This is a genomic window from Enterobacter sp. RHBSTW-01064 (genome assembly GCF_014103035.1).
Taxonomy (GTDB): Bacteria; Pseudomonadota; Gammaproteobacteria; order Enterobacterales; family Enterobacteriaceae; genus Enterobacter; species Enterobacter mori.
Genome location: NZ_JABXOU010000002.1, coordinates 627,747 through 646,934, shown reverse-complemented (window position 1 = coordinate 646,934; position 19,188 = coordinate 627,747). Strand labels below are relative to the sequence as shown.

Sequence of the window (19,188 nt, the reverse complement as noted above, 5' to 3'; positions counted from 1 at the left end):
GCTTGCAGTGCCCGTTACAGCAAAGACTTAACGTACAGGCGGCGCGTACTGAATACCGCCGTTATTCCAGAGATTGTTCTGGCCGCGTTTGATCTTCAGCGGGCTTTCCGAACCCACGTTGCGCTCAAAGATCTCGGCATAGTTACCGACCTGTTTAATGATGTTATAAGCCCACTTGTTATCCAGCTTCAGGTCCTTGCCGAAATCACCCTCTTTGCCCAGAAGATGTGCCATATCCGGCGTGGACGGATTAGCGGTTTTCTCATCGACGTTTTTCGAGCTGATGCCCATCTCTTCGGCATTCAGCATGGCAAACAATGTCCAGCGAACAATGGAGAACCAGTCCTCATCGCCGCGGCGAACGACGGGGCCAAGAGGCTCTTTGGAGATCACTTCAGGCAGGACAATCCACTCGGCAGGGTTGCTCAATTTGATGCGTAATGCGTAGAGCTGTGACTGGTCAGACGCCAGGGTATCGCAACGGCCTGACTCCAGCGCCTTAGCCGACTCATCGGAGCGATCAAAGGTGACTGGGGTGTACTTCATTTTATTGGATTTGAAGTAGTCCGCGACGTTAAGCTCTGTGTCAGTACCCGCCTGGATGCACACAGTCGCACCATCCAGCTCTTTAGCGCTTTTCAGACCGGCTTTATTGTGAGTAAGGAAGCCGATGCCGTCGTAATAGGTGACGCCGGTAAATGACATTCCCATTCCCGCGTCGCGCGAGGAGGTCCAGGTCGTATTGCGGGAGAGCATATCAACTTCGCCAGACTGTAGCGCAGTGAAACGTTCTTTCGCCGTCAGTGGGGTATATTTTACTTTGCTGTCATCACCGAAAACCGCTGCGGCAACGCCACGGCAGACATCAACGTCAATACCGGTAAACTTGCCGTTCGCGTCGGCATAGGAAAAGCCTGGCAAACCGTCACTGATACCACATTGTACAAAACCTTTCTTTTTAACGGCATCCAGCGTCGTGCCCGCCTGCGCCTGTCCGGCTACAGCAAACAACACGCTCGCGGCGGCCAGGCTGGCTATCATCGTCTTTTTCATAACGGATCCTGTGTGGCGAAATTTATCGTTATAGAGGCGTTTTAAAACGCTTTTACCTGTCTGTGGCTTTGGCCAACGTTTATAAAGCAAACGTAATGCCAGGTTTTGCGCTCGATTAAATATGGACAAGTGAACGCATAATGCTGAGTGTAGACAGGCTAAAATAAATCGAATGCCCCGAAACGGTGCGAAATTCCAACCTGCGCCACAAATTAGAGCAAAAGTTGGCTGAAGGATAAGGTTAAAGCCAGAGGTAGTTTCAGCCGTGAATATTGGCAGGGTATTAAATGGATTTAATATGTGAATATCATCACGATGGAATTGGTAATTCGTCAAGATAAGCAATAAAGATGTGACGTAAATCTTATAAAAAATACCAGGCGTGAATAAAAGAGGGCTCTTTTTTTACTTATATGAAATTAGTGCACTATTTAAAAGCAAAAGCGCGGACAGAGCCGCGCTTTCAGGAATGAGTCATGCCCCAGTGGTTATTTGGTCAGAGCCACGATACCCAGCGTCAGACCCGCTATTGCGGCAGCACCGCCAGCGATAGCACCGGCTGTTTCCCAGTTATCCTGGGTGGTGCCTTTCATGCAGGTGTTGGTATGAACCAGTCGGCCTTGATCGTCGTATACCGGTACACATGGAGAATCGTGCGCGCAACCAGCAAGCAGCGCAGCGAGAAGTGCAACGGAAATGAATCTTTTCATGATGTTACCTCAGTGTTTTCTCACATTCGCCATAAAGCCAAAACGGCAATTAACGAATTAGTGGCTATTTTACCACCGGTAGAAGTTCGCGTTGCAGGGGGAATAATCTCAAATTATGTGAATTGTAAAAATCATGGAGAAAAATGAGCGGCAAAAAGAATTAATGGAGAAAATATGAAGCTGAAGAAATTTAAAACTGTTGTTTACCTTAAATAAAAAGGCACCAGAGGTGCCTTTTAGGGATGGGTTATTCTTTATGGCTTGTGAATCGCCGACGGACAACCACGAAGAATACGGGTACGAAGAAGATAGCCAAAAGCGTTGCGGATAGCATTCCCCCCATAACGCCCGTACCGACGGCGTTTTGCGCGCCGCTCCCGGCACCGGTGCTTATTACCAACGGCATGACGCCCAGAATAAAGGCCAGCGAAGTCATCAGGATAGGACGAAGGCGCATCCGGGACGCTTCCAGCGTCGCTTCAATTATCCCTTTGCCCTCCTTCTCCATCAGATCTTTGGCAAACTCTACAATCAGGATGGCATTTTTGGCCGATAATCCAATTGTTGTCAGAAGGCCGACCTGGAAATAGACGTCATTGTTCAGTCCTCGCAATGATGCTGCGAGAAGCGCGCCTATCACCCCCAATGGCACAACCAGCATGACGGAGAATGGAATAGACCAACTCTCATACAGCGCAGCCAGGCATAAGAACACCACTATCAGTGAGATAGCATACAACGCTGGTGCCTGGTTGCCTGAAAGTCGTTCCTGATATGACATACCTGTCCAGTCGTAGCCGATTCCAGAAGGCAGTTTTGAGGCGAGGCTTTCCATCATGACCATTGCTTCACCGGTACTTTTGCCTGGTGCGGATTCACCGAGGATCTCCATTGATGGCATGCCGTTGTAGCGTTCAAGGCGAGGAGAACCATACACCCAGTGGGCGTTGCTAAAGGCCGAGAACGGTACCATTTCACCATTTGCGCTACGCACGTAAAGGTTGTTGATGTCTCCCGGCAACATGCGGAAGCGGGCATCGGCCTGAACGTACACTTTTTTCACGCGGCCATGATCGATAAAGTCATTTACGTAAGTGCCCCCTAATGCCGTCGAGATCGTCTGGTTGACATCAGAGAGGCTGATACCCAGTGCCTGTGCTTTCTCCTGATCGACATCCAGTTTGAACTGAGGGGTATCTTCCAGACCGTTAGGACGCACTCGAACCAGCAGGTCGGGGTGCTCCTTTACCATGCCGAGCAGTTTGTTACGCGCCTGAGTTAACTGCGTATGTCCCAGGTTGGCCTGATCGATCAGTTCGAAATCGAACCCTGTTGCAGTCCCTAACTCGATAATTGCGGGCAGGTTAAAGGGAAACACGAGGCCATCTTTGATCTGGCTGAACGCTTTCGTCGCGCGACCTACAATGGCTTCAACGCTATTCTTCTCACCCGGGCGTTCTTCCCAGGGTTTCAGGCTGACGAAGGCGATACCGGAGTTTTGCCCCTGGCCGCTAAAGCTAAAACCATTAACGGTAAAGACGGACTCAACATTCGCTTTCTCTTTGGTCAGGTAGTAATCCTGAACCTGGTCGAGGACCTGCTGCGTACGCGTCTGGGTTGCACCTGCCGGGAGTTGAACCATCGTCATAAATACCCCCTGATCCTCTTCGGGCAGGAAGGAGGTAGGTAAGCGCAGGAAAAGCACCGCCATCCCACCGACAATAATGACGTACACCACCAGATAGCGCCCTGTCTTAAGCAAAATACCACTCACGCTGTTGCTGTAGTGCTCCACGCTTTTATCAAAGAGCGCATTAAACCAGCCGAAGAAACCACCTTTTTTCTCATGATGGTCGCCGGATACGGGCTTAAGCAACGTTGCACAAAGGGCGGGCGTCAGGATTAGCGCAACCAGTACGGACAAGGCCATAGCGGAAACGATAGTCAGCGAGAACTGGCGATAGATTGCCCCCGTCGAGCCGCCAAAAAAGGCCATCGGAATAAAGACCGCCGAGAGCACCATGGCGATCCCCACCAGTGCGCCCTGGATCTGCTCCATCGACTTCTGCGTGGCCTCTTTCGGTGGCAGCTTGTCCTCGACCATGACACGTTCAACGTTCTCAACGACCACGATAGCATCATCGACCAACAGGCCTATCGCCAGCACCATCCCAAACATCGTCAGGGTATTGATGGAGAAACCAAACGCCGCCAGAACCGCGAAGGTACCCAGCAGAACGACCGGCACCGCGATAGTCGGGATGAGCGTCGCACGCAGGTTTTGCAGGAACAGGTACATGACCAGGAAGACGAGAATGATCGCCTCGAACAGGGTTTTCACCACTTCGTGGATGGAGATTTTCACGAACGGCGTGGTGTCATAGGGATAGACAACCTTCAATCCTTGCGGGAAGAATTGCTGCAGCTGCGCCAGCTTACTCTTAATTGCTGCCGCCGTATCCAGCGCGTTTGCCCCGGTTGCCAGCTTGATCCCGAGACCCGTAGCCGCCTGCCCGTTGATCTTGGTGACCATGTTGTAGTTTTCGCCGCCCAGCTCAATGCGAGCCACATCCTTCAGGTGCACCATGGAGCCGTCTTGGTTTACCTTCAGCGTCACGCGGCCAAACTCTTCCGGCGATTTTAGGCGGGTTTGCGCGATGATAGAGGCGTTCAATTGCTGGCCCGGAACAGATGGCGTTCCACCTAGCTGACCGGCCGCAATCTGGTCATTCTGCGTTTTCAGCTGATTGATAATATCCAAAGGCGTCAGCTGGTATTTATTCATCGCATTGCTGTCAAGCCAGATACGCATCGCATATTGCGCACCGAACAGCTGCACATCACCAACACCCGTTGTGCGACTAATCGCATCTTTCACATTCGACGCGACGTAGTCAGAGATATCATCCTGTGTCAGGTTTTTATTGTCCGATACAAAGCCCGCAACCAGCAGGAAGCTACTGCTGGATTTTTCAACGCCAATCCCTTGCTGCTGTACTTCTTGTGGCAGCAGCGGCATGGCGAGCTGAAGTTTGTTTTGAACCTGAACCTGCGCGATGTCCGGATCTGTACCCGACTCGAAGGTCAGAGTGATGGTGACGTTACCCGCAGAATCGCTGGTGGACGACATATACATCAGATTATCGATGCCGTTCATGTTCTGCTCGATAACCTGCGTCACGGTATCCTGCACCGTCTGGGCGTCAGCGCCAGGGTAGGTTGCTGTGATGGCAACAGCAGGAGGGGCGATGGTCGGATACTGCGCAACGGGCAGTTTCAGAATAGCCAGCCCGCCCGCAATCATCAAAATAATAGCGAGTACCCAGGCGAAAACCGGCCTTTGAATAAAGAAATTAGCCATGTCGTTGTCCTTAACTGGCAGGCGTTGCAGCGGTGTCAGGTGTCGCCACGACGGTGACGCCAGGACGGACTTTTTGCAGGCCGCTGACAATCACGCGGTCGCCATTTTTCAGCCCTTCCGTCACCAGCCAGCGGTCGCCAATCGCCTGAGGTGCAACGACGGTCCGCGATTCAACCTGGTTTTTATCGTTAACCACCATCACCGTTGCGTCACCGCGCGGTGTGCGGGTCACGCCCTGCTGCGGAACCAGAATGGCATTCGGCTGTGTGCCTTCATCAATGCGCGCGCGGACAAACATACCGGGTAAGAGTTGATGCTGAGGATTTGGGAAGATCGCGCGCAGGGTAATCGAACCGGTGCTTTCGTCGACCGTCACATCGGAGAACTGCAGCGTACCCTTCTGCGGGTATGGCTGACCGTTTTCCATCAATAGCTCAACGGTGCTGGTGGCGTCCCCTTTTTCCAGGCTGGTCTGTTTCAGGCGCATAAAATCATTGCTGGACTGAGTCACATCGACGTAGATGGGATCAAGCTGCTGTACCGTTGCCAGGGCGGTAGCCTGCCCGTTAGTGACGAGAGCCCCTTCAGTGACGCTGGATTTGCCGATACGTCCGTTGATGGGTGATGTCACTTTGGTATAGGCAAGATTGATGCGGGCGCTTTCAACACCGGCCTTCGCGGCAACGACGCTGGCATCGGCCTGTTGCGCCGTCGCCACTGCCTGATCGTATTCCTGCTTGCTGACATACTGGGTGCCGACCAGCGGGACATAGCGTTTCACCGTCAGATGCGCAATATTCGCTGCCGCCTGCGCTTTCGCCAGTTCGCCTTTCGCACTGTCATAGGCCGCCTGATACGTTGCAGGATCGATTTGATAAAGGGAGTCGCCTGCCTTCACATCACTGCCTTCTGTGAAGTTACGGCGCAGAATGATGCCGCTAACCTGAGGACGAACCTCCGCAACGCGATACGCATCTGTCCTGCCAGGAAGTTCCGTTGTGACTGCCAGTGGAGCGCTTTTGACAATGTGTACACTCACCTGAGGGGCTTGTGGATGTTGTTGCTGGTTTTCCTGCCCATCGCATCCGGTGAGCAGTGCGGCGCAGACAATAAAACCGGCTAAGGGTAAGAGTCTGAAATGATTCGTCATTACTGTTCCTTTAACTACCCATTAACCGATATTTGCCGTAAATCGGTGACAGGGGCAGGGTACAAATACAAAAATGTAGCTGCATATAATAATGAGGGTATTTAATGTTTTTTAATTTATAAGTGCGAATGAAGAGGGGGGGAAGACAAAAATCAGAATCAGACCGGGTCCATTAGACGATATACTTACGCATGAATAATCAAGTAAATGGGATTTAATGGTCTCATTCATATCTAGGGTGAATTTAATTGCTTTCATTCATTCATCTTAATTATAAATTAAGAGGATTGACTTTTTTTGTGCAAAATTAAAACCGATTTTAGGGAATACTTTGTTACCTGACTCCAAAATTAAGTCTTCAACGTGTGAATAACGAGTAACTGTCTATGGCGCGTAAAAAGAAAGAAGATGCCCAGAAAACCCGGCAATTGCTGATCGAGGCGGCAATCGGTGAGTTTGCTACCCGTGGCGTAGCCAACACGACGCTTACGGACATCGCTGATGCCGCAAAGGTTACGCGCGGCGCAGTCTACTGGCATTTTTCCAGTAAAGCCGAAATATTTAATGCCATTTGGGAGCAGCAGATCCCCCTGCGTGAAATTATTCGTGACAGGCTATCGCTCACCGAAAATGATGACCCATTGTTAATGCTCCGTGAGCAATTTATCACAGCGTTGCAATATATCGCGCGTGAACCACGGCAGTGTGCGCTTTTACAAATCCTGTATCATAAATGTGAATTTAAAAATGATATGATTTCAGAATATGAAATTCGTAAACGTATTGGTTTTAACAATGATTATCTGCGGGCGACGCTGGAGAATTGCATTTCACGGAAAGTGATTTCACCGCAGGTTAATGTTGATTTGACGCTGATCGTTCTCCATGGCTTTTTTAGCGGGATAATTAAAAACTGGTTAATGAATAGCGACAGTTTTAATCTTTATCAGCAGGCACCCGCTCTGGTCGACAACATCCTGGGGACACTCCCTGTGATACGCGTGTCGCCGCAGGATGACGTTTATACTTCCGCGCCGGGCAGCATCTCCCCATGTTCACAAAGTGCCTCAATGGTCTGAGCACTGACCGGCTTACCTAACAGGTAACCCTGGAGTGTGTGACAGCCCAGCTCGGTCAGAAACGTTTGCTGTGCTTCGGTTTCCACACCCTCCGCCACCACTTTTAGATTGAGCGTTTTTGCCAGCGCCACGATGGCTGAGACAATGGTGGCATCTTCACTTTCCCCACTCAATTCCTGCACAAAAGCACGATCAATTTTCAGTTCACTGGCGGGGAGGCGCTTAAGGTATAGCAGGCTTGAATACCCGGTTCCGAAGTCATCAATGGAGGCTTTCACCCCGGCATTGGTCAGTTCTGTCAGTACCCGCACGCTTTCGTCAGGGTTGCTCATCGCTGTGGTTTCGGTCACTTCAAGGATCAGCATTTCCGGAGGGACGTCGTGACGGGTCAGGCAGTCGAGCACCGTTTTTACCAGTGAAGGTTGTTCAAACTGCAGCGTCGACAGGTTCACTGCCATCGACCAGTTACGGTGCCCCTGTAGGTGCCATTCACGCAACTGGCGACAGGCTTCATTGATAACCCAGTTACCGATGGGAATAATCAGACCCGTTTTTTCTGCCAGCGGCAGGAAGAGTTCGGGCGTCAATAATCCCTGCTTCGGATGCTGCCAGCGTAGTAGTGCTTCAAAACCGAGGAGGGGGCCTGCAGGTGCATGGAATTTAGGCTGATAGAGCAAACGAAGTTCATCGCGATCGATGGCCAGCCACAGATCGTTCATCAACTGCAGATGGGTCTGCGCCAGCGTATTCATGGAGGGCTGGAAAAAATGATACCCGTTCCGGCCCATATGTTTTGTGTGGTACATCGCCGCATCGGCATTGAACATCAGCTCGCGATCGGTTTTGCCGTCATGCGGGTAAAGCGCGATCCCAATGCTGAGGGTCACCACCAGTTCATAAGGTTCCAGGTTAAATGGGTTATCTATAGCGCGAACCAGCGAATTGGCCAGCGAGGCCGCATCATCCGGGCCTTCACTCTCCGCCAGCAGAACAAATTCATCGCCACCGATACGGGCGAGAGTGAACTGGCCCTTCAGTGGCAGCAACAACCGCTCCGTCACGGCAACCAGGAGCTTATCGCCGACATCATGCCCGTAGGCGTCATTGATGGTTTTAAACCCGTCGAGATCCATGAACATCAGCGCAAAGTGCGTACCCTCGCGGTCTGCTTTACTGATAGCCTGATCGAGTCTGTCTTCCAGCAGGATGCGGTTGGGCAAACGCGTCAGGGTATCGTGCAGCGCCAGTTGCGCGAGTTCCCGGTTCGCTTCTGCAAGCGACGAGGCCAGAAGGGCAGTACGTGCCTGAAGGCGGGCATCCAGCATCGACACCAGCAGGGTGATCCCGAGAATAGAGAGTGCGACGACGCTGACCAGCACCGCCAGCCAGCTCCCGTTGATACCTTCATGGTGAACCATTGTGGACATCGGAAACTGCGCCGCTTTCATGCCTGCATAGTGCATCCCGGCAATCGCAATTCCCATCGTGATGGCGGCCCCCATGCGCATCAGCACGACCTGCGCGGCTTCGTGACGCAGGCGGAAGGTCAGCCATAATGCTGCGAGTGAAGCGGCAAGCGCAATCGCGACCGAAATGGCCACCCAGACCTTGTCCCAGATAATCCCGGGCATCACTTCCAGCGCCGCCATGCCGGTGTAATGCATGGCAACAATACCGCTTCCCATCACCAGCGCGCCGGGCAACAGTCGGCGCAAGCGTAATTGCTCGCAGCTCACGAGCCATAGCGCAAAAAGCGAAGAGCCCACGGCGATAAGCATGGATAACACCGTCAGGGTGGCGTTGTAGCTCATACTCATGGAGAGGTCCATCGCCAGCATGCCGATAAAATGCATGGCCCACACGCCAATACCCATTGCAATACCGCCGCCAGCCAGCCAGACGCGGGCAGCGACGCCCTGGCTCCCGGCAACGCGTGCAGCCATGTTCAGCGCGGTATACGCAGCAAGGATGGCAACAACAAAGGAGAGGACTACCAGGATATGATTGTATTGGCTGACCAGCATGGACGGTTCTACTCGAGTGTGAGGTTACGCAAGAGCGGTTGGGAAGGGCGAGACATTATCACCGTAAGGTAATGACTCAAAGGGATTTAAATCCCCGTTTTTACTGTGTGATTATCGTGTTTTTGGCGATGTTCGCAGGCTAGTCGAGCTCAGAGCAATTGACCAGTTTTAGAGGATTCACGGAATTCATATTGCGGCACTTATCGGTTTCGGTGCTCATCAGTTCAATCCACTGCATCAGCAGCGCATCGAAAATGAAAACAGAGACAGCAAAAACAACCAGCCACCAGTATTTACGAATCATTGTGCCATTCCGCAGGAAAGAACCAGTAAGGTGCTGGAAATATACACGAAAAGTCGCGCTTTAAAAGCGGGAGAGGTGAAGGTTTACAAAGCGTTGACGGTTGCCATTATGGGCAATAAAAAAGGCGCTTCCCCATGCCGAAGAGCGCCTTTTTAAACAAGCATTTAACTGATTAGTATCAGTTCATGCCGTATTTTTTCAATTTCTTACGCAGAGTACCACGGTTGATACCCATCATCAGCGCAGCGCGGGTCTGGTTACCGCGGGTGTATTGCATCACCATGTCCAACAGTGGCTGTTCAACTTCAGCCAGTACCAGCTCATACAGGTCATTAACATCCTGACCGTTCAGTTGAGCAAAATAGTTCTTCAGTGCCTGTTTAACCGAGTCACGCAGGGGCTTTTGAGTTACCTGGTCCTGGGAGTTAACGGTAGATACGGTCAGTACGTCAGAATTTACGCGTTGTTCGAACATAGTTCTGTCAGCTCTTTATTTCATTACGCAAGATTTTCGAAGTATGCCTCCAACGCCTCCAGCTGTACGCTGGCATCCTCTATGGCGTTGAATGTGCGCCGAAACTGGTCATTTGGAGCGTGCTCCTGGAGATACCAGGAGACGTGTTTACGCGCAATTCGGTACCCTTTTGCCTGACCGTAGTGGTCATGCAATTCCCGAACATGCGAACAAAGCAAGCGCTTAACCTCTGCCAGAGGCAGCGGAGCAAGCAGCTCTCCAGTGTCCAGATAATGCTGGATTTCCCGAAAGATCCAGGGTCTTCCCTGAGCGGCACGTCCTATCATCAGAGCATCAGCTCCCGTATAGTCGAGCACAGCTCTGGCTTTAAGCGGGTCAGTAATGTCACCATTCGCGATAATCGGAATGGAAACTTTCTGCTTAACTGCCCGAATGCTGTCGTATTCAGCTTCACCGTTGAACAAACAGGCGCGTGTGCGTCCATGAATGGTCAGGGCCTGAATGCCACAGTCTTCGGCCAGTTGGGCAATCTCTACACAGTTACGGTGTTCCGGCGACCAACCCGTGCGAATCTTTAACGTAACAGGAACGTCCACTGCGCTGACAACCGCCGTCAGGATTGACTTCACCTGGTCGGGGTATTGCAGAAGGGCTGAACCTGCAAGCTTGCGATTCACTTTCTTGGCCGGGCAACCCATATTGATATCAATAATTTGGGCACCACTTTCCACGTTGATACGCGCGGCGTCTGCCATCTCTTCAGGCACGCTTCCGGCAATTTGCACGGTGCGAATACCTGGCTCATCCACATGCACCATCCGCAAACGGGACTTATCGCTTTCCCACACTTGTGGGTTAGACGACATCATCTCGGAAACGGTTAATCCTGCTCCCATCTCGTAGCACAACGTCCTGAACGGCCGGTCGGTAATACCTGCCATTGGCGCTGCGATCAGGCGATTTCTGAGCTGGTGGTGTCCGATGCGCATGAGTTAAGAAATGACCATACTGTGACTGCAAGGCGGCGTATATTACGCATTTTTTGCACGAGATGAAAGGCCAAACTTTGAACAATCCACTGCTGTAGATCAAGGAATCGCCGCTAAGACTATTCGGGGAAAATTATTCACTATTTAAATCATTGTGTTATGCATTAATGGTTATTTTATGGGCGCTTACAATTTCCCGTAACTTCTCATCATTTCTGAATAAATGAATCACTTCAGCGGGATAATCTGCTGTTTTTAACAGCAGATTATCCCGCTTCTTTGCGATCTGCGTCGCATTTTAGAACATCATCTCAGCGCGAAAAATGCACATTATTCAACGACGACGCGGCCATGAAGTGACTGTACCGGACGGTTATTATCGTGATGCATCGTGTGGGTGAATTTGTCCAACTGTTCTGTTGAGACGGTCAGCGGATGCTTGAGCACAATCCAGGTGACGCCCTCGGAGCACGGTGGGGTGGTGAGTGACCCGCTAAAGCGCCAGTACGTCTTATCTTTTGGCAGCAGCTGGTTCATGTCGAGGTTTGGCTTGATGCTGACGTTCTGGTCAACCTGGCCCGGCATCACGCCCCAGAGTTTATCCAGCTCAGCGTTAGCGGCACCTTGATTAAACATCACGGCAACCACCACCAGCTCACCCTTCTCGTTCTTATGCACCAGATGCATTTCCATTGCGAACGCCTTACCGTGCACCGTGTTTTCACTCGGCGCGTGGAAGTGGAACTGCTGTAAGGTCCAGGTTTGGTTATCGAGGGTAATGCTGTCGCGGGTGTCCGCCTTTTCAACGGCCTGAATAGTATGTCCGTTGTTTGTCAGCGTAACGGGGCCGTCAATATAGTGTGTTTCCAGCGGGGAGAGATGTGCTTTCGCGGTGGAATCGATGTTAATGGGAGACTGGTTCATCCCGCTTTTACAGGTCTTGTACGCCTCGTCCAGTTCGCCCCAGTGCTCCGGTGCGCCTTCTCCTTGATAGCTCCAGTGTGATGCGATAGCGGAAGCCGAGACCATGCTCAGCGCCAGCAGTGCTGCCTTGCCATAAACGTGTTTCATTACATTCTTCCTGTGGATTTTATTATTCAAATCAAAATTAAAACACATGATTTGTGTGGTTATTTTAGCGGAGACAGGTGAAAGGCGGGAGAAATATCAGAGGGAAAAAGGCGTGGTCAGAGGACCACGCCAAAGGCTTATTTTTTACGACCGGTAATGCGGCACCACTCTTCTTTCTCAACCACCGGGTCGAGCGCGAAGAGATCGGCATAGGCTTCACAGACGCTGTCAGCCTGGCTTGCCAGAATACCAGAAAGCCCCAGCAGACCGCCCTCAACGGGCAGCACGCTGATTAACGGTGCCAGTTCACGTAATGGGCCAGCCAGGATGTTTGCCACTACCACGTCGGCTTTCATGGCCTCAGGTTGAGCATCAGGCAGATACAGCTCCAGACGGTCGGAAACGCCGTTACGCTCGGCATTATCGCGGCTGGCCTGAATCGCCTGCGGATCGATATCGATCCCGATGGCTTTTGCCGCGCCCAGTTTCAGGGCAGCAATCGCAAGGATCCCGGAACCGCAGCCGAAGTCGATCACTGTCTTGCCTTCCAGATCCAGTCCGTCCAGCCACTGCAAACAGAGTGAGGTTGTTGGATGGGTGCCGGTCCCAAACGCCAGACCCGGATCGAGCATCACGTTGACCGCATTCGCGTCCGGTACGTCGCGCCAGCTTGGGCAAATCCATAGACGCTTGCCGAACTGCATCGGGTGGAAGTTATCCATCCACTCGCGTTCCCAGTCTTTGTCTTCCAGCTGTTCGATTTTATGCACAAAGCCTGCGCCCAGCAGCGGATGGTTTTCCAGAAGGGCAACCACCTCTTTCATATCGGTTTCCGCATCGAACAGGCCGATGACGTCGGTATCACCCCACAGGCGGGTTTCGCCCGGCAGCGGCTCAAAGACCGGCGTGTCATGCGTGTCCTGGAAGGTGATTGAGACCGAACCGGCCTCCATCAGCGCATCGCTCAGCTCTTCGGCATTCGCGCCGGTTGTGTTCAGTTTTAGTTGGATCCACGGCATGGCAAAACTCTTTATTTATCAGTAGAAATCATAGCGGGTTGTGGAACGGGCTGACCGAAACGGTTCCCCACCACAAACGCCAGTAAACTTAGCAGTAACGAAGGCACAATCGGATGGAAGCCCAGATACTGAATTTTAAATGTTGCGAGCACGGCGTAAAGCACCCCGCCGACAATCATGGCGCTCAGCGCGCCTGCAGCATTCGCGCGCTCCCAGTAGAGTCCCAATACCAGCGGCCACAGGAAGACGGCTTCAAGGCCGCCAAACGCGAGCAGGTTCAGCCAGATGATCATCTCCGGTGGGCGCCATGCGGCTAGCAGCAGCAATGCGCCTAACACCAGCGTAATAACGGCCGACATGCGCTTCAGGCGTCGCTCATTTTCGACCTGTTCCGGGCGCAGGTTCAGATAAAGATCTTTAATGATCGTAGCGGAACTTTGCAGCAGTTGAGCGTTGATTGTCGACATGATGGCGGCCATCGGTGCGGCAAGGAAAATCCCGGCAGCGAACGGCGGAAGCACTTTGACCATTAGCGTTGGGATCACCAGATCCGGCACGGTGAGATCGGGGATCACCGCGCGCCCTAATGCGCCCGCCAGGTGCATACCAAACATCAGGATCGCGACAACGATAGTGCCGATAATGATACCCCGGTGCACGGCTTTGCTGTCTTTATAAGAGATACAGCGCACAGCCGTATGCGGCAGACCGATAACCCCAAAGCACACTAATACCCAGAACGAGGTCATAAATGCTGGAGAAAGGATGTCATCGGCGCCCTGCGGCGAAACCAGTTTTGGATCTATCGCCTCGAGCGTTTCAACCGCATGGCTCAGGCCGCCCGCGGCGTGGACGATGCCGACCAGCAGGACGATAGTGCCGATAAGCATAACCATGCCCTGCATCGTGTCGTTCAGCACGCTGGCGCGGAATCCACCAAACGCGGTATACAGCGCAATGCTGACCCCGAAGATGATCAGGCCTGTCTCGTAGGGGATCCCGGCAGCCGTTTCCAGCAGGCGCGCCCCACCGATAAACTGTACCGTCATCGCGCCAATAAAGGCCACCAGCAGGCTTAAGCTGGCCAGCCACACCAGTAAACGGCTCTGGTAACGTGCAAACAGCATATCGTTGAGCGTCACGGCATTGTAACGGCGCGCCAGAATGGCAAATTTTTTGCCCAGTATGCCGAGCGAAAGCCAGACGGCAGGCAGCTGGATCATTGCCAGCAGCACCCAGCCTAACCCGTACTTATAGGCGGCACCGGGTCCACCGATAAATGAACTGGCGCTGATGTAGGTCGCGGTCAGCGTCATGGCCAGCACCACGCCGCCCATCGAGCGGCTACCGAGGAAATACTCGTTCAGGAAGCTACCTGTCGTGCGTTTCCGCATGGCGTAAACGGATAAACCAAACACCACTAACAAGTACGCGATAAGCGGCAGAATGACTTCAAGCTGCATCATCGTCCTCCAGCGGAATATCGCGGTAGATGAATTTGACCATTGCCCAGCACAGCAGGATAAACACCACAGGCACCAGCAGGCAGGCCATTTCGAACCAGTGCGGCAGGCCGGTGATGCCAATAGCGGAGTCTGGTAAGTAAGCAGTTACTAACCATGCGGCAAGATAGAGAAGGGTCAGCCACAGCGCCCAGCGCGCTTCTTTATGGGCCTGAACAAAACGTTTGTCCATTTTTTGTCCCTTGTGGATGAAGAAAGCGGGGATTGTACATGATGAGGCTTTCCAGGCCCCAGAAATAAAAAAGGCCGGATAATCCGGCCTTTTCGCGTTGCTGCAGTCTTACTTCTCGTGCAGACCGAGTTTTTTCTCCAGATAGTGGATGTTAGTCCCACCATTCTGGAAGTGCTCGTCGCTCATGATGCGCATCTGCAGATCGACGTTGGTTTTGATACCGTCGATGATCAGCTCCTGCAGGGCGTTCTTCATGCGGGCAATCGCCACGTCACGGTTTTCGCCGTAGCAGATAAGCTTACCGATCATTGAGTCATAGTACGGCGGTACGGTGTAGCCGGCGTAGATATGAGACTCCCAACGCACACCAAAGCCACCCGGCGCGTGGAAGCGCGTGATTTTACCCGGGCTTGGCAGGAAGGTATTCGGGTCTTCGGCGTTGATACGGCATTCCACCGCATGGCCTTTCACCACAACTTCTTCCTGTTTGATGGACAGCGGCTGGCCTGCAGCGATACGCAGCTGTTCTTTGATCAGGTCAACGCCGGTGATCATTTCGGTAACCGGGTGTTCAACCTGAATACGGGTGTTCATTTCGATGAAATAGAACTCGCCGTTTTCGAACAGGAACTCAAAGGTACCTGCACCGCGATAGCCGATATCGACACACGCTTTGGAGCAACGCTCGCCGATGTAGCGACGCAGTTCCGGGGTAATGCCCGGTGCTGGCGCTTCTTCGACCACTTTCTGGTGACGACGCTGCATGGAGCAGTCACGTTCTGCCAGATAGATGGCGTTACCCTGACCGTCAGCCAGCACCTGAATTTCGATGTGACGTGGGTTTTCCAGGTATTTTTCCATGTACACCATGTCATTGCTGAAAGCGGCTTTCGCTTCAGCTTTGGTCATGGAGATGGACTGAGCCAGTTCAGCATCGCTGCGCACAACGCGCATACCGCGACCGCCGCCGCCGCCGGACGCCTTGATGATAACCGGGTAGCCAATGCGTTTAGCATGAGCACGGTTAGCATCCATGTCGTCGGTCAGAGGGCCGTCAGAGCCGGGTACGGTTGGAACACCGGCTTTTTTCATGGCGGTGATTGCAGACACTTTGTCGCCCATCAGGCGAATGGTGTCGGCTTTCGGGCCGATGAAGATAAAGCCAGAGCGTTCAACCTGCTCAGCAAAGTTGGCGTTCTCAGAGAGGAAGCCGTAACCCGGATGAATTGCCACCGCGCCGGTGATTTCAGCGGCGCTGATGATAGCCGGGATGTTCAGATAGCTTTTTACGGACGGAGCCGGGCCAATACAGACCGTCTCATCCGCCAGCAATACGTGTTTTAAATCGCGATCCGCGCTTGAGTGCACGGCCACGGTCTTGATGCCCAGTTCTTTACAGGCACGAAGAATACGCAGTGCAATCTCGCCACGGTTGGCGATAACAATTTTATCCAGCATGTTCGCCTCGTTACTCGATGACGACCAGCGGCTCGTCAAATTCTACCGGCTGACCACTTTCGACCAGAATCGCTTTCACAGTACCTGACTTGTCAGCTTCGATCTGGTTCATCATTTTCATCGCTTCAACGATGCACAGGGTATCGCCTACGTTGACTTTCTGACCCACTTCGATGAACGCCTTCGCGTCCGGGCTCGGGGTGCGGTAGAAAGTACCAACCATTGGGGAACGTACGATGTGACCACTGATTTCTGCAGCTGCTGCAGGTGCGGCTTCTGCGGCTGGCGCAACGGCTGCGGAAAGCGCAGGCTGCTGCACTGGCGCAGCATAAGCTTGCTGCATTACCGGGAAGCTAGCGGCTGGGGCTGCACGGCTGATGCGTACAGACTCTTCGCCTTCAGAAATTTCCAGTTCGGAGATGCCTGATTCTTCAACCAGCTCGATCAGTTTTTTAATCTTACGAATATCCATGAGTGGGTTCCGTACTCTTGTTTAGTTTGATTGTGACAAGCGTTTTACCGCTGTCTGTAAAGCGTATGAATAACCGTCTGCACCCAGACCACAGATCACGCCAGCAGCGATATCTGACAGATAGGAATGGTGGCGGAACGGCTCTCGGGCGTGCACGTTACTCAGGTGGATCTCGATAAACGGGATACTCACCGCGAGCAGTGCGTCGCGAATAGCTACACTGGTGTGCGTAAACGCGGCCGGATTGATCAGGATATAGTCCACATTGTCTTTAGCCTGATGAATACGGTCGATGATTGCGTACTCCGCATTTGACTGAAAATGGTCCAAATCGACATTCAGCGAAGCTGCTTCCGTCATCAGACGGTTAACAATTTCACTCAATGTTAGCGTGCCGTACTTCTCTGGCTCACGGGTGCCGAGCATGTTCAGGTTCGGTCCGTTCAAAACTAAGATCTGGAATTTATCCGCCATTGTGCCGCTATCTCCTGCGAATTTCCGGTAAAAAACAAAATATACCTTCGATGCGCGATTGTCACCTAATCAGAGTCTGAAAACTCCATCAGGAAAACCAAAGTCGCACATTATAACGATTTCGTAGCATTTGGCAGCTAAATACTGGTCTTATCAGGGAAGATTATCAACCGCTATCGGAAAAAGATTCACGGTCGATAAGTAATCTGCGGGAAAACGCACAGTTTCGCGAACTATCGCAACCACTGGCGGAACTTCTTGTAACGCCACGCTAAAAGCGCCAGTGCCAGCAGGGCATAGATGACCGGCTGCGGTGATAAAATCTTCACTGACCACAGGTAGTGGATGGGCGCGAGGATCGCGACAAGATAGACGAAGTTATGCAAGAGCTGCCAGCGCCTGCCCAGTTTTCGCTGGGCATATTGCGTGGAGGTCAGCGCTAATGCCAGCAACACCAGCCAGCTGACGATACCCAGCGTCAAATACGGGCGCGTAACCAGCTCGCGGCCTAACAGTGCCAGATTATTAATGCCCAACTCCAGAAGCGCGTAGCTGGTGAGGTGCAGCGTCGCCCAGGCAAAACACCATAACCCCAGCAGCCGACGGGTGCGTATCAAAAGTGGCTGTTTAGCGTAGCGTGCCAGCGGCGATATCAGCAAGGTTGCCAGTAAAAATTTCAGAGCCATCCTACCGGTAAAATGTTGAATATCTTTCGCTGGATCGGCGCTGAATGCGCCGTGACTGACCGCCCAGAACAGCCAGATAAAAGGAAGCAGCCCGGCCAGGTGCAATAACACTTTGAGCCAGGTGATATGCTTAACGGTTAAACGCACTCAGAAGTTCTCCCGTAAATTCAGCCCGCGATAGAGTGACGCCACTTCATCCGCGTAGCCGTTAAACAGCAGCGTAGGCTGACGCTTCACATCCAATGCGCCGCCAGAGCCGATAAACCGCTCGGTGGCCTGCGACCAGCGCGGATGGTCAACATGGGGGTTCACGTTAGCAAAAAAACCGTACTCGCCGGGGGCCGCCAGGTTCCAGGTGGTCGGCGGACGTTCGCGGGTAAGCTTAATGCTGACGATAGATTTAATCCCCTTAAAACCGTATTTCCACGGTACGGTCAGGCGAACAGGCGCACCGTTTTGCGGTGGAAGCGCTTTGCCGTAAACCCCAACGGTCAGCAGGGTGAGCGGATGCATGGCTTCGTCGAGGCGTAACCCCTCCACATAAGGATACTCAAGCCCGCCGCCGATGAACCGATCCTTCTGGCCCGGCATCTCGTCCGGGGCGTAGCGCGTCTGGAAGGAGACGTATTTTGCATTGCTGGTGGGTTCAACCAGCGCCAGCAGCTTGTGCAGCGGGAAGCCGACCCAGGGCACCACCATCGACCAGGCCTCCACGCAGCGCATGCGATAGATACGTTCTTCGAGCGGGAAACGTGTGGTGAGGTCGTGATGATCCAGCGTGAGGGGCTTTGCTACCTCACCGTCGATTTTCAGGGTCCACGGATCGGTTTTCATGCTGCCTGCATTGGCGGCAGGATCGGCCTTATCCAGACCAAATTCGTAGAAGTTGTTATAGCCGGTAACTTTATCTTCCGGTGTGAGCGTCAGTTTGTTTTGCCATTCGGCCGGTTTCGTAAAGGTGAGCGGGGCACCGGAAGGGGCTTTCGGACGATCGTTGCCTTTAAACCAGTCGAGCAGATCGGCATGAGCCGCAGGAGTAAGGGTCAGCGCAGTGGCGCTGATGCCAAGCATTTTCAGGATCTGGCGGCGCTGTAACATAAAGACAGATTCTGACGTTACGTCGGCTTCCGTCAGTTTTCGGTTTTTCATGGCATCCTCCGTCATGCGT

The 19,188-nt window shown here is 52.7% G+C and carries 18 protein-coding genes; 1 reads left to right on the top strand and 17 read right to left on the bottom strand.

The genetic code is table 11. From position 1 onward, the window contains the following. Positions 1 to 27: 27 nt before the first annotated feature. The 4 genes from HV355_RS08970 to HV355_RS08955 form a co-directional block, all read right to left on the bottom strand. On the bottom strand, positions 28 to 1,053 hold the full coding sequence (locus HV355_RS08970; protein ID WP_010436204.1) for an amino acid ABC transporter substrate-binding protein: 1,026 nt from the start codon (positions 1,051 to 1,053) through the stop codon (positions 28 to 30). Positions 1,054 to 1,541: 488 nt separating this feature from the next. After that, complete coding sequence (locus tag HV355_RS08965) at positions 1,542 to 1,763, bottom strand: lipoprotein (protein WP_006178893.1); 222 nt, start codon at positions 1,761 to 1,763, stop codon at positions 1,542 to 1,544. A 247-nt stretch (positions 1,764 to 2,010) separates the two neighbouring features. Continuing rightward, positions 2,011 to 5,124, bottom strand: coding sequence for an efflux RND transporter permease subunit (locus tag HV355_RS08960; RefSeq protein WP_182401657.1), 3,114 nt, complete (start codon positions 5,122 to 5,124; stop codon positions 2,011 to 2,013). Positions 5,125 to 5,134: 10 nt separating this feature from the next. Next, positions 5,135 to 6,274: an efflux RND transporter periplasmic adaptor subunit gene (locus HV355_RS08955; RefSeq protein WP_108416095.1), complete on the bottom strand. Its 1,140-nt coding sequence runs from the start codon at positions 6,272 to 6,274 to the stop codon at positions 5,135 to 5,137. Positions 6,275 to 6,660: 386 nt separating this feature from the next. Between HV355_RS08955 and envR the strand changes: the two genes are divergently transcribed. Continuing rightward, positions 6,661 to 7,353, top strand: a complete 693-nt coding sequence (gene envR / locus HV355_RS08950) for an acrEF/envCD operon transcriptional regulator (protein WP_182401656.1) — start codon at positions 6,661 to 6,663, stop codon at positions 7,351 to 7,353. Here envR and HV355_RS08945 read toward each other — a convergent pair. The 13 genes from HV355_RS08945 to msrP form a co-directional block, all read right to left on the bottom strand. After that, positions 7,296 to 9,377 carry a bifunctional diguanylate cyclase/phosphodiesterase gene (locus tag HV355_RS08945; RefSeq protein WP_182401654.1) on the bottom strand — a complete coding sequence of 694 codons (2,082 nt, stop codon included), beginning with the start codon at positions 9,375 to 9,377 and terminating at the stop codon, positions 7,296 to 7,298. The genes envR and HV355_RS08945 overlap by 58 nt on opposite strands. 139 nt (positions 9,378 to 9,516) lie before the next feature. Next, the gene (locus tag HV355_RS08940; RefSeq protein ID WP_003860373.1) at positions 9,517 to 9,681 is read right to left on the bottom strand and encodes a DUF2556 family protein; all 165 of its coding nucleotides are present in this window, start codon (positions 9,679 to 9,681) and stop codon (positions 9,517 to 9,519) included. A 178-nt stretch (positions 9,682 to 9,859) separates the two neighbouring features. Continuing rightward, positions 9,860 to 10,156 carry a DNA-binding transcriptional regulator Fis gene (gene fis / locus HV355_RS08935; RefSeq protein WP_000462905.1) on the bottom strand — a complete coding sequence of 99 codons (297 nt, stop codon included), beginning with the start codon at positions 10,154 to 10,156 and terminating at the stop codon, positions 9,860 to 9,862. A gap of 23 nt (positions 10,157 to 10,179) precedes the next feature. Then, a complete protein-coding gene (dusB, locus tag HV355_RS08930) occupies positions 10,180 to 11,145 on the bottom strand; it encodes a tRNA dihydrouridine synthase DusB (protein WP_010436190.1) in 966 nt (321 codons plus the stop codon). 330 nt (positions 11,146 to 11,475) lie between these two features. Then, positions 11,476 to 12,216, bottom strand: coding sequence for a carbonic anhydrase family protein (locus HV355_RS08925; RefSeq protein WP_182401652.1), 741 nt, complete (start codon positions 12,214 to 12,216; stop codon positions 11,476 to 11,478). Positions 12,217 to 12,353: 137 nt separating this feature from the next. Then, entirely contained in the window at positions 12,354 to 13,235 is an 882-nt protein-coding gene (gene prmA / locus HV355_RS08920; RefSeq protein ID WP_089598437.1) for a 50S ribosomal protein L11 methyltransferase, read from the bottom strand. Between the two features lie 11 nt (positions 13,236 to 13,246). Beyond that, entirely contained in the window at positions 13,247 to 14,698 is a 1,452-nt protein-coding gene (panF, locus tag HV355_RS08915; RefSeq protein ID WP_126815556.1) for a sodium/pantothenate symporter, read from the bottom strand. Next, positions 14,688 to 14,930 carry a YhdT family protein gene (locus tag HV355_RS08910; RefSeq protein ID WP_108416102.1) on the bottom strand — a complete coding sequence of 81 codons (243 nt, stop codon included), beginning with the start codon at positions 14,928 to 14,930 and terminating at the stop codon, positions 14,688 to 14,690. Before HV355_RS08910 ends, panF begins: the two co-directional genes overlap by 11 nt. 108 nt (positions 14,931 to 15,038) lie before the next feature. Then, the gene (gene accC, locus HV355_RS08905) at positions 15,039 to 16,388 is read right to left on the bottom strand and encodes an acetyl-CoA carboxylase biotin carboxylase subunit (RefSeq protein WP_010436177.1); all 1,350 of its coding nucleotides are present in this window, start codon (positions 16,386 to 16,388) and stop codon (positions 15,039 to 15,041) included. A 10-nt stretch (positions 16,389 to 16,398) separates the two neighbouring features. After that, positions 16,399 to 16,860, bottom strand: a complete 462-nt coding sequence (gene accB / locus HV355_RS08900; protein ID WP_010436174.1) for an acetyl-CoA carboxylase biotin carboxyl carrier protein — start codon at positions 16,858 to 16,860, stop codon at positions 16,399 to 16,401. A 21-nt stretch (positions 16,861 to 16,881) separates the two neighbouring features. Beyond that, positions 16,882 to 17,334: a type II 3-dehydroquinate dehydratase gene (gene aroQ / locus HV355_RS08895; protein WP_108416103.1), complete on the bottom strand. Its 453-nt coding sequence runs from the start codon at positions 17,332 to 17,334 to the stop codon at positions 16,882 to 16,884. Between the two features lie 233 nt (positions 17,335 to 17,567). Then, entirely contained in the window at positions 17,568 to 18,167 is a 600-nt protein-coding gene (gene msrQ, locus HV355_RS08890) for a protein-methionine-sulfoxide reductase heme-binding subunit MsrQ (protein ID WP_126545360.1), read from the bottom strand. Further along, positions 18,168 to 19,169 (bottom strand): protein-methionine-sulfoxide reductase catalytic subunit MsrP, encoded by a 1,002-nt coding sequence (gene msrP, locus HV355_RS08885; RefSeq protein WP_109492450.1) that lies wholly within the window; start codon positions 19,167 to 19,169, stop codon positions 18,168 to 18,170. Positions 19,170 to 19,188 lie beyond the last annotated feature (19 nt).

What these genes read in the sequence shown, in the direction of transcription:
- dusB (WP_010436190.1), bottom strand. Translation starts at nt 11,145, where the DNA reads ATGCGCATCGGACACCACCAGCTCAGAAATCGCCTGATCGCAGCGCCA.
- accC (WP_010436177.1), bottom strand. Translation starts at nt 16,388, where the DNA reads ATGCTGGATAAAATTGTTATCGCCAACCGTGGCGAGATTGCACTGCGT.
- accB (WP_010436174.1), bottom strand. Translation starts at nt 16,860, where the DNA reads ATGGATATTCGTAAGATTAAAAAACTGATCGAGCTGGTTGAAGAATCA.
- msrP (WP_109492450.1), bottom strand. Translation starts at nt 19,169, where the DNA reads ATGAAAAACCGAAAACTGACGGAAGCCGACGTAACGTCAGAATCTGTC.
- HV355_RS08910 (WP_108416102.1), bottom strand. Translation starts at nt 14,930, where the DNA reads ATGGACAAACGTTTTGTTCAGGCCCATAAAGAAGCGCGCTGGGCGCTG.
- HV355_RS08970 (WP_010436204.1), bottom strand. Translation starts at nt 1,053, where the DNA reads ATGAAAAAGACGATGATAGCCAGCCTGGCCGCCGCGAGCGTGTTGTTT.
- aroQ (WP_108416103.1), bottom strand. Translation starts at nt 17,334, where the DNA reads ATGGCGGATAAATTCCAGATCTTAGTTTTGAACGGACCGAACCTGAAC.
- HV355_RS08940 (WP_003860373.1), bottom strand. Translation starts at nt 9,681, where the DNA reads ATGATTCGTAAATACTGGTGGCTGGTTGTTTTTGCTGTCTCTGTTTTC.
- HV355_RS08965 (WP_006178893.1), bottom strand. Translation starts at nt 1,763, where the DNA reads ATGAAAAGATTCATTTCCGTTGCACTTCTCGCTGCGCTGCTTGCTGGT.
- HV355_RS08945 (WP_182401654.1), bottom strand. Translation starts at nt 9,377, where the DNA reads ATGCTGGTCAGCCAATACAATCATATCCTGGTAGTCCTCTCCTTTGTT.
- prmA (WP_089598437.1), bottom strand. Translation starts at nt 13,235, where the DNA reads ATGCCGTGGATCCAACTAAAACTGAACACAACCGGCGCGAATGCCGAA.
- HV355_RS08955 (WP_108416095.1), bottom strand. Translation starts at nt 6,274, where the DNA reads ATGACGAATCATTTCAGACTCTTACCCTTAGCCGGTTTTATTGTCTGC.
- HV355_RS08925 (WP_182401652.1), bottom strand. Translation starts at nt 12,216, where the DNA reads ATGAAACACGTTTATGGCAAGGCAGCACTGCTGGCGCTGAGCATGGTC.
- panF (WP_126815556.1), bottom strand. Translation starts at nt 14,698, where the DNA reads ATGCAGCTTGAAGTCATTCTGCCGCTTATCGCGTACTTGTTAGTGGTG.
- envR (WP_182401656.1), top strand. Translation starts at nt 6,661, where the DNA reads ATGGCGCGTAAAAAGAAAGAAGATGCCCAGAAAACCCGGCAATTGCTG.
- fis (WP_000462905.1), bottom strand. Translation starts at nt 10,156, where the DNA reads ATGTTCGAACAACGCGTAAATTCTGACGTACTGACCGTATCTACCGTT.
- HV355_RS08960 (WP_182401657.1), bottom strand. Translation starts at nt 5,124, where the DNA reads ATGGCTAATTTCTTTATTCAAAGGCCGGTTTTCGCCTGGGTACTCGCT.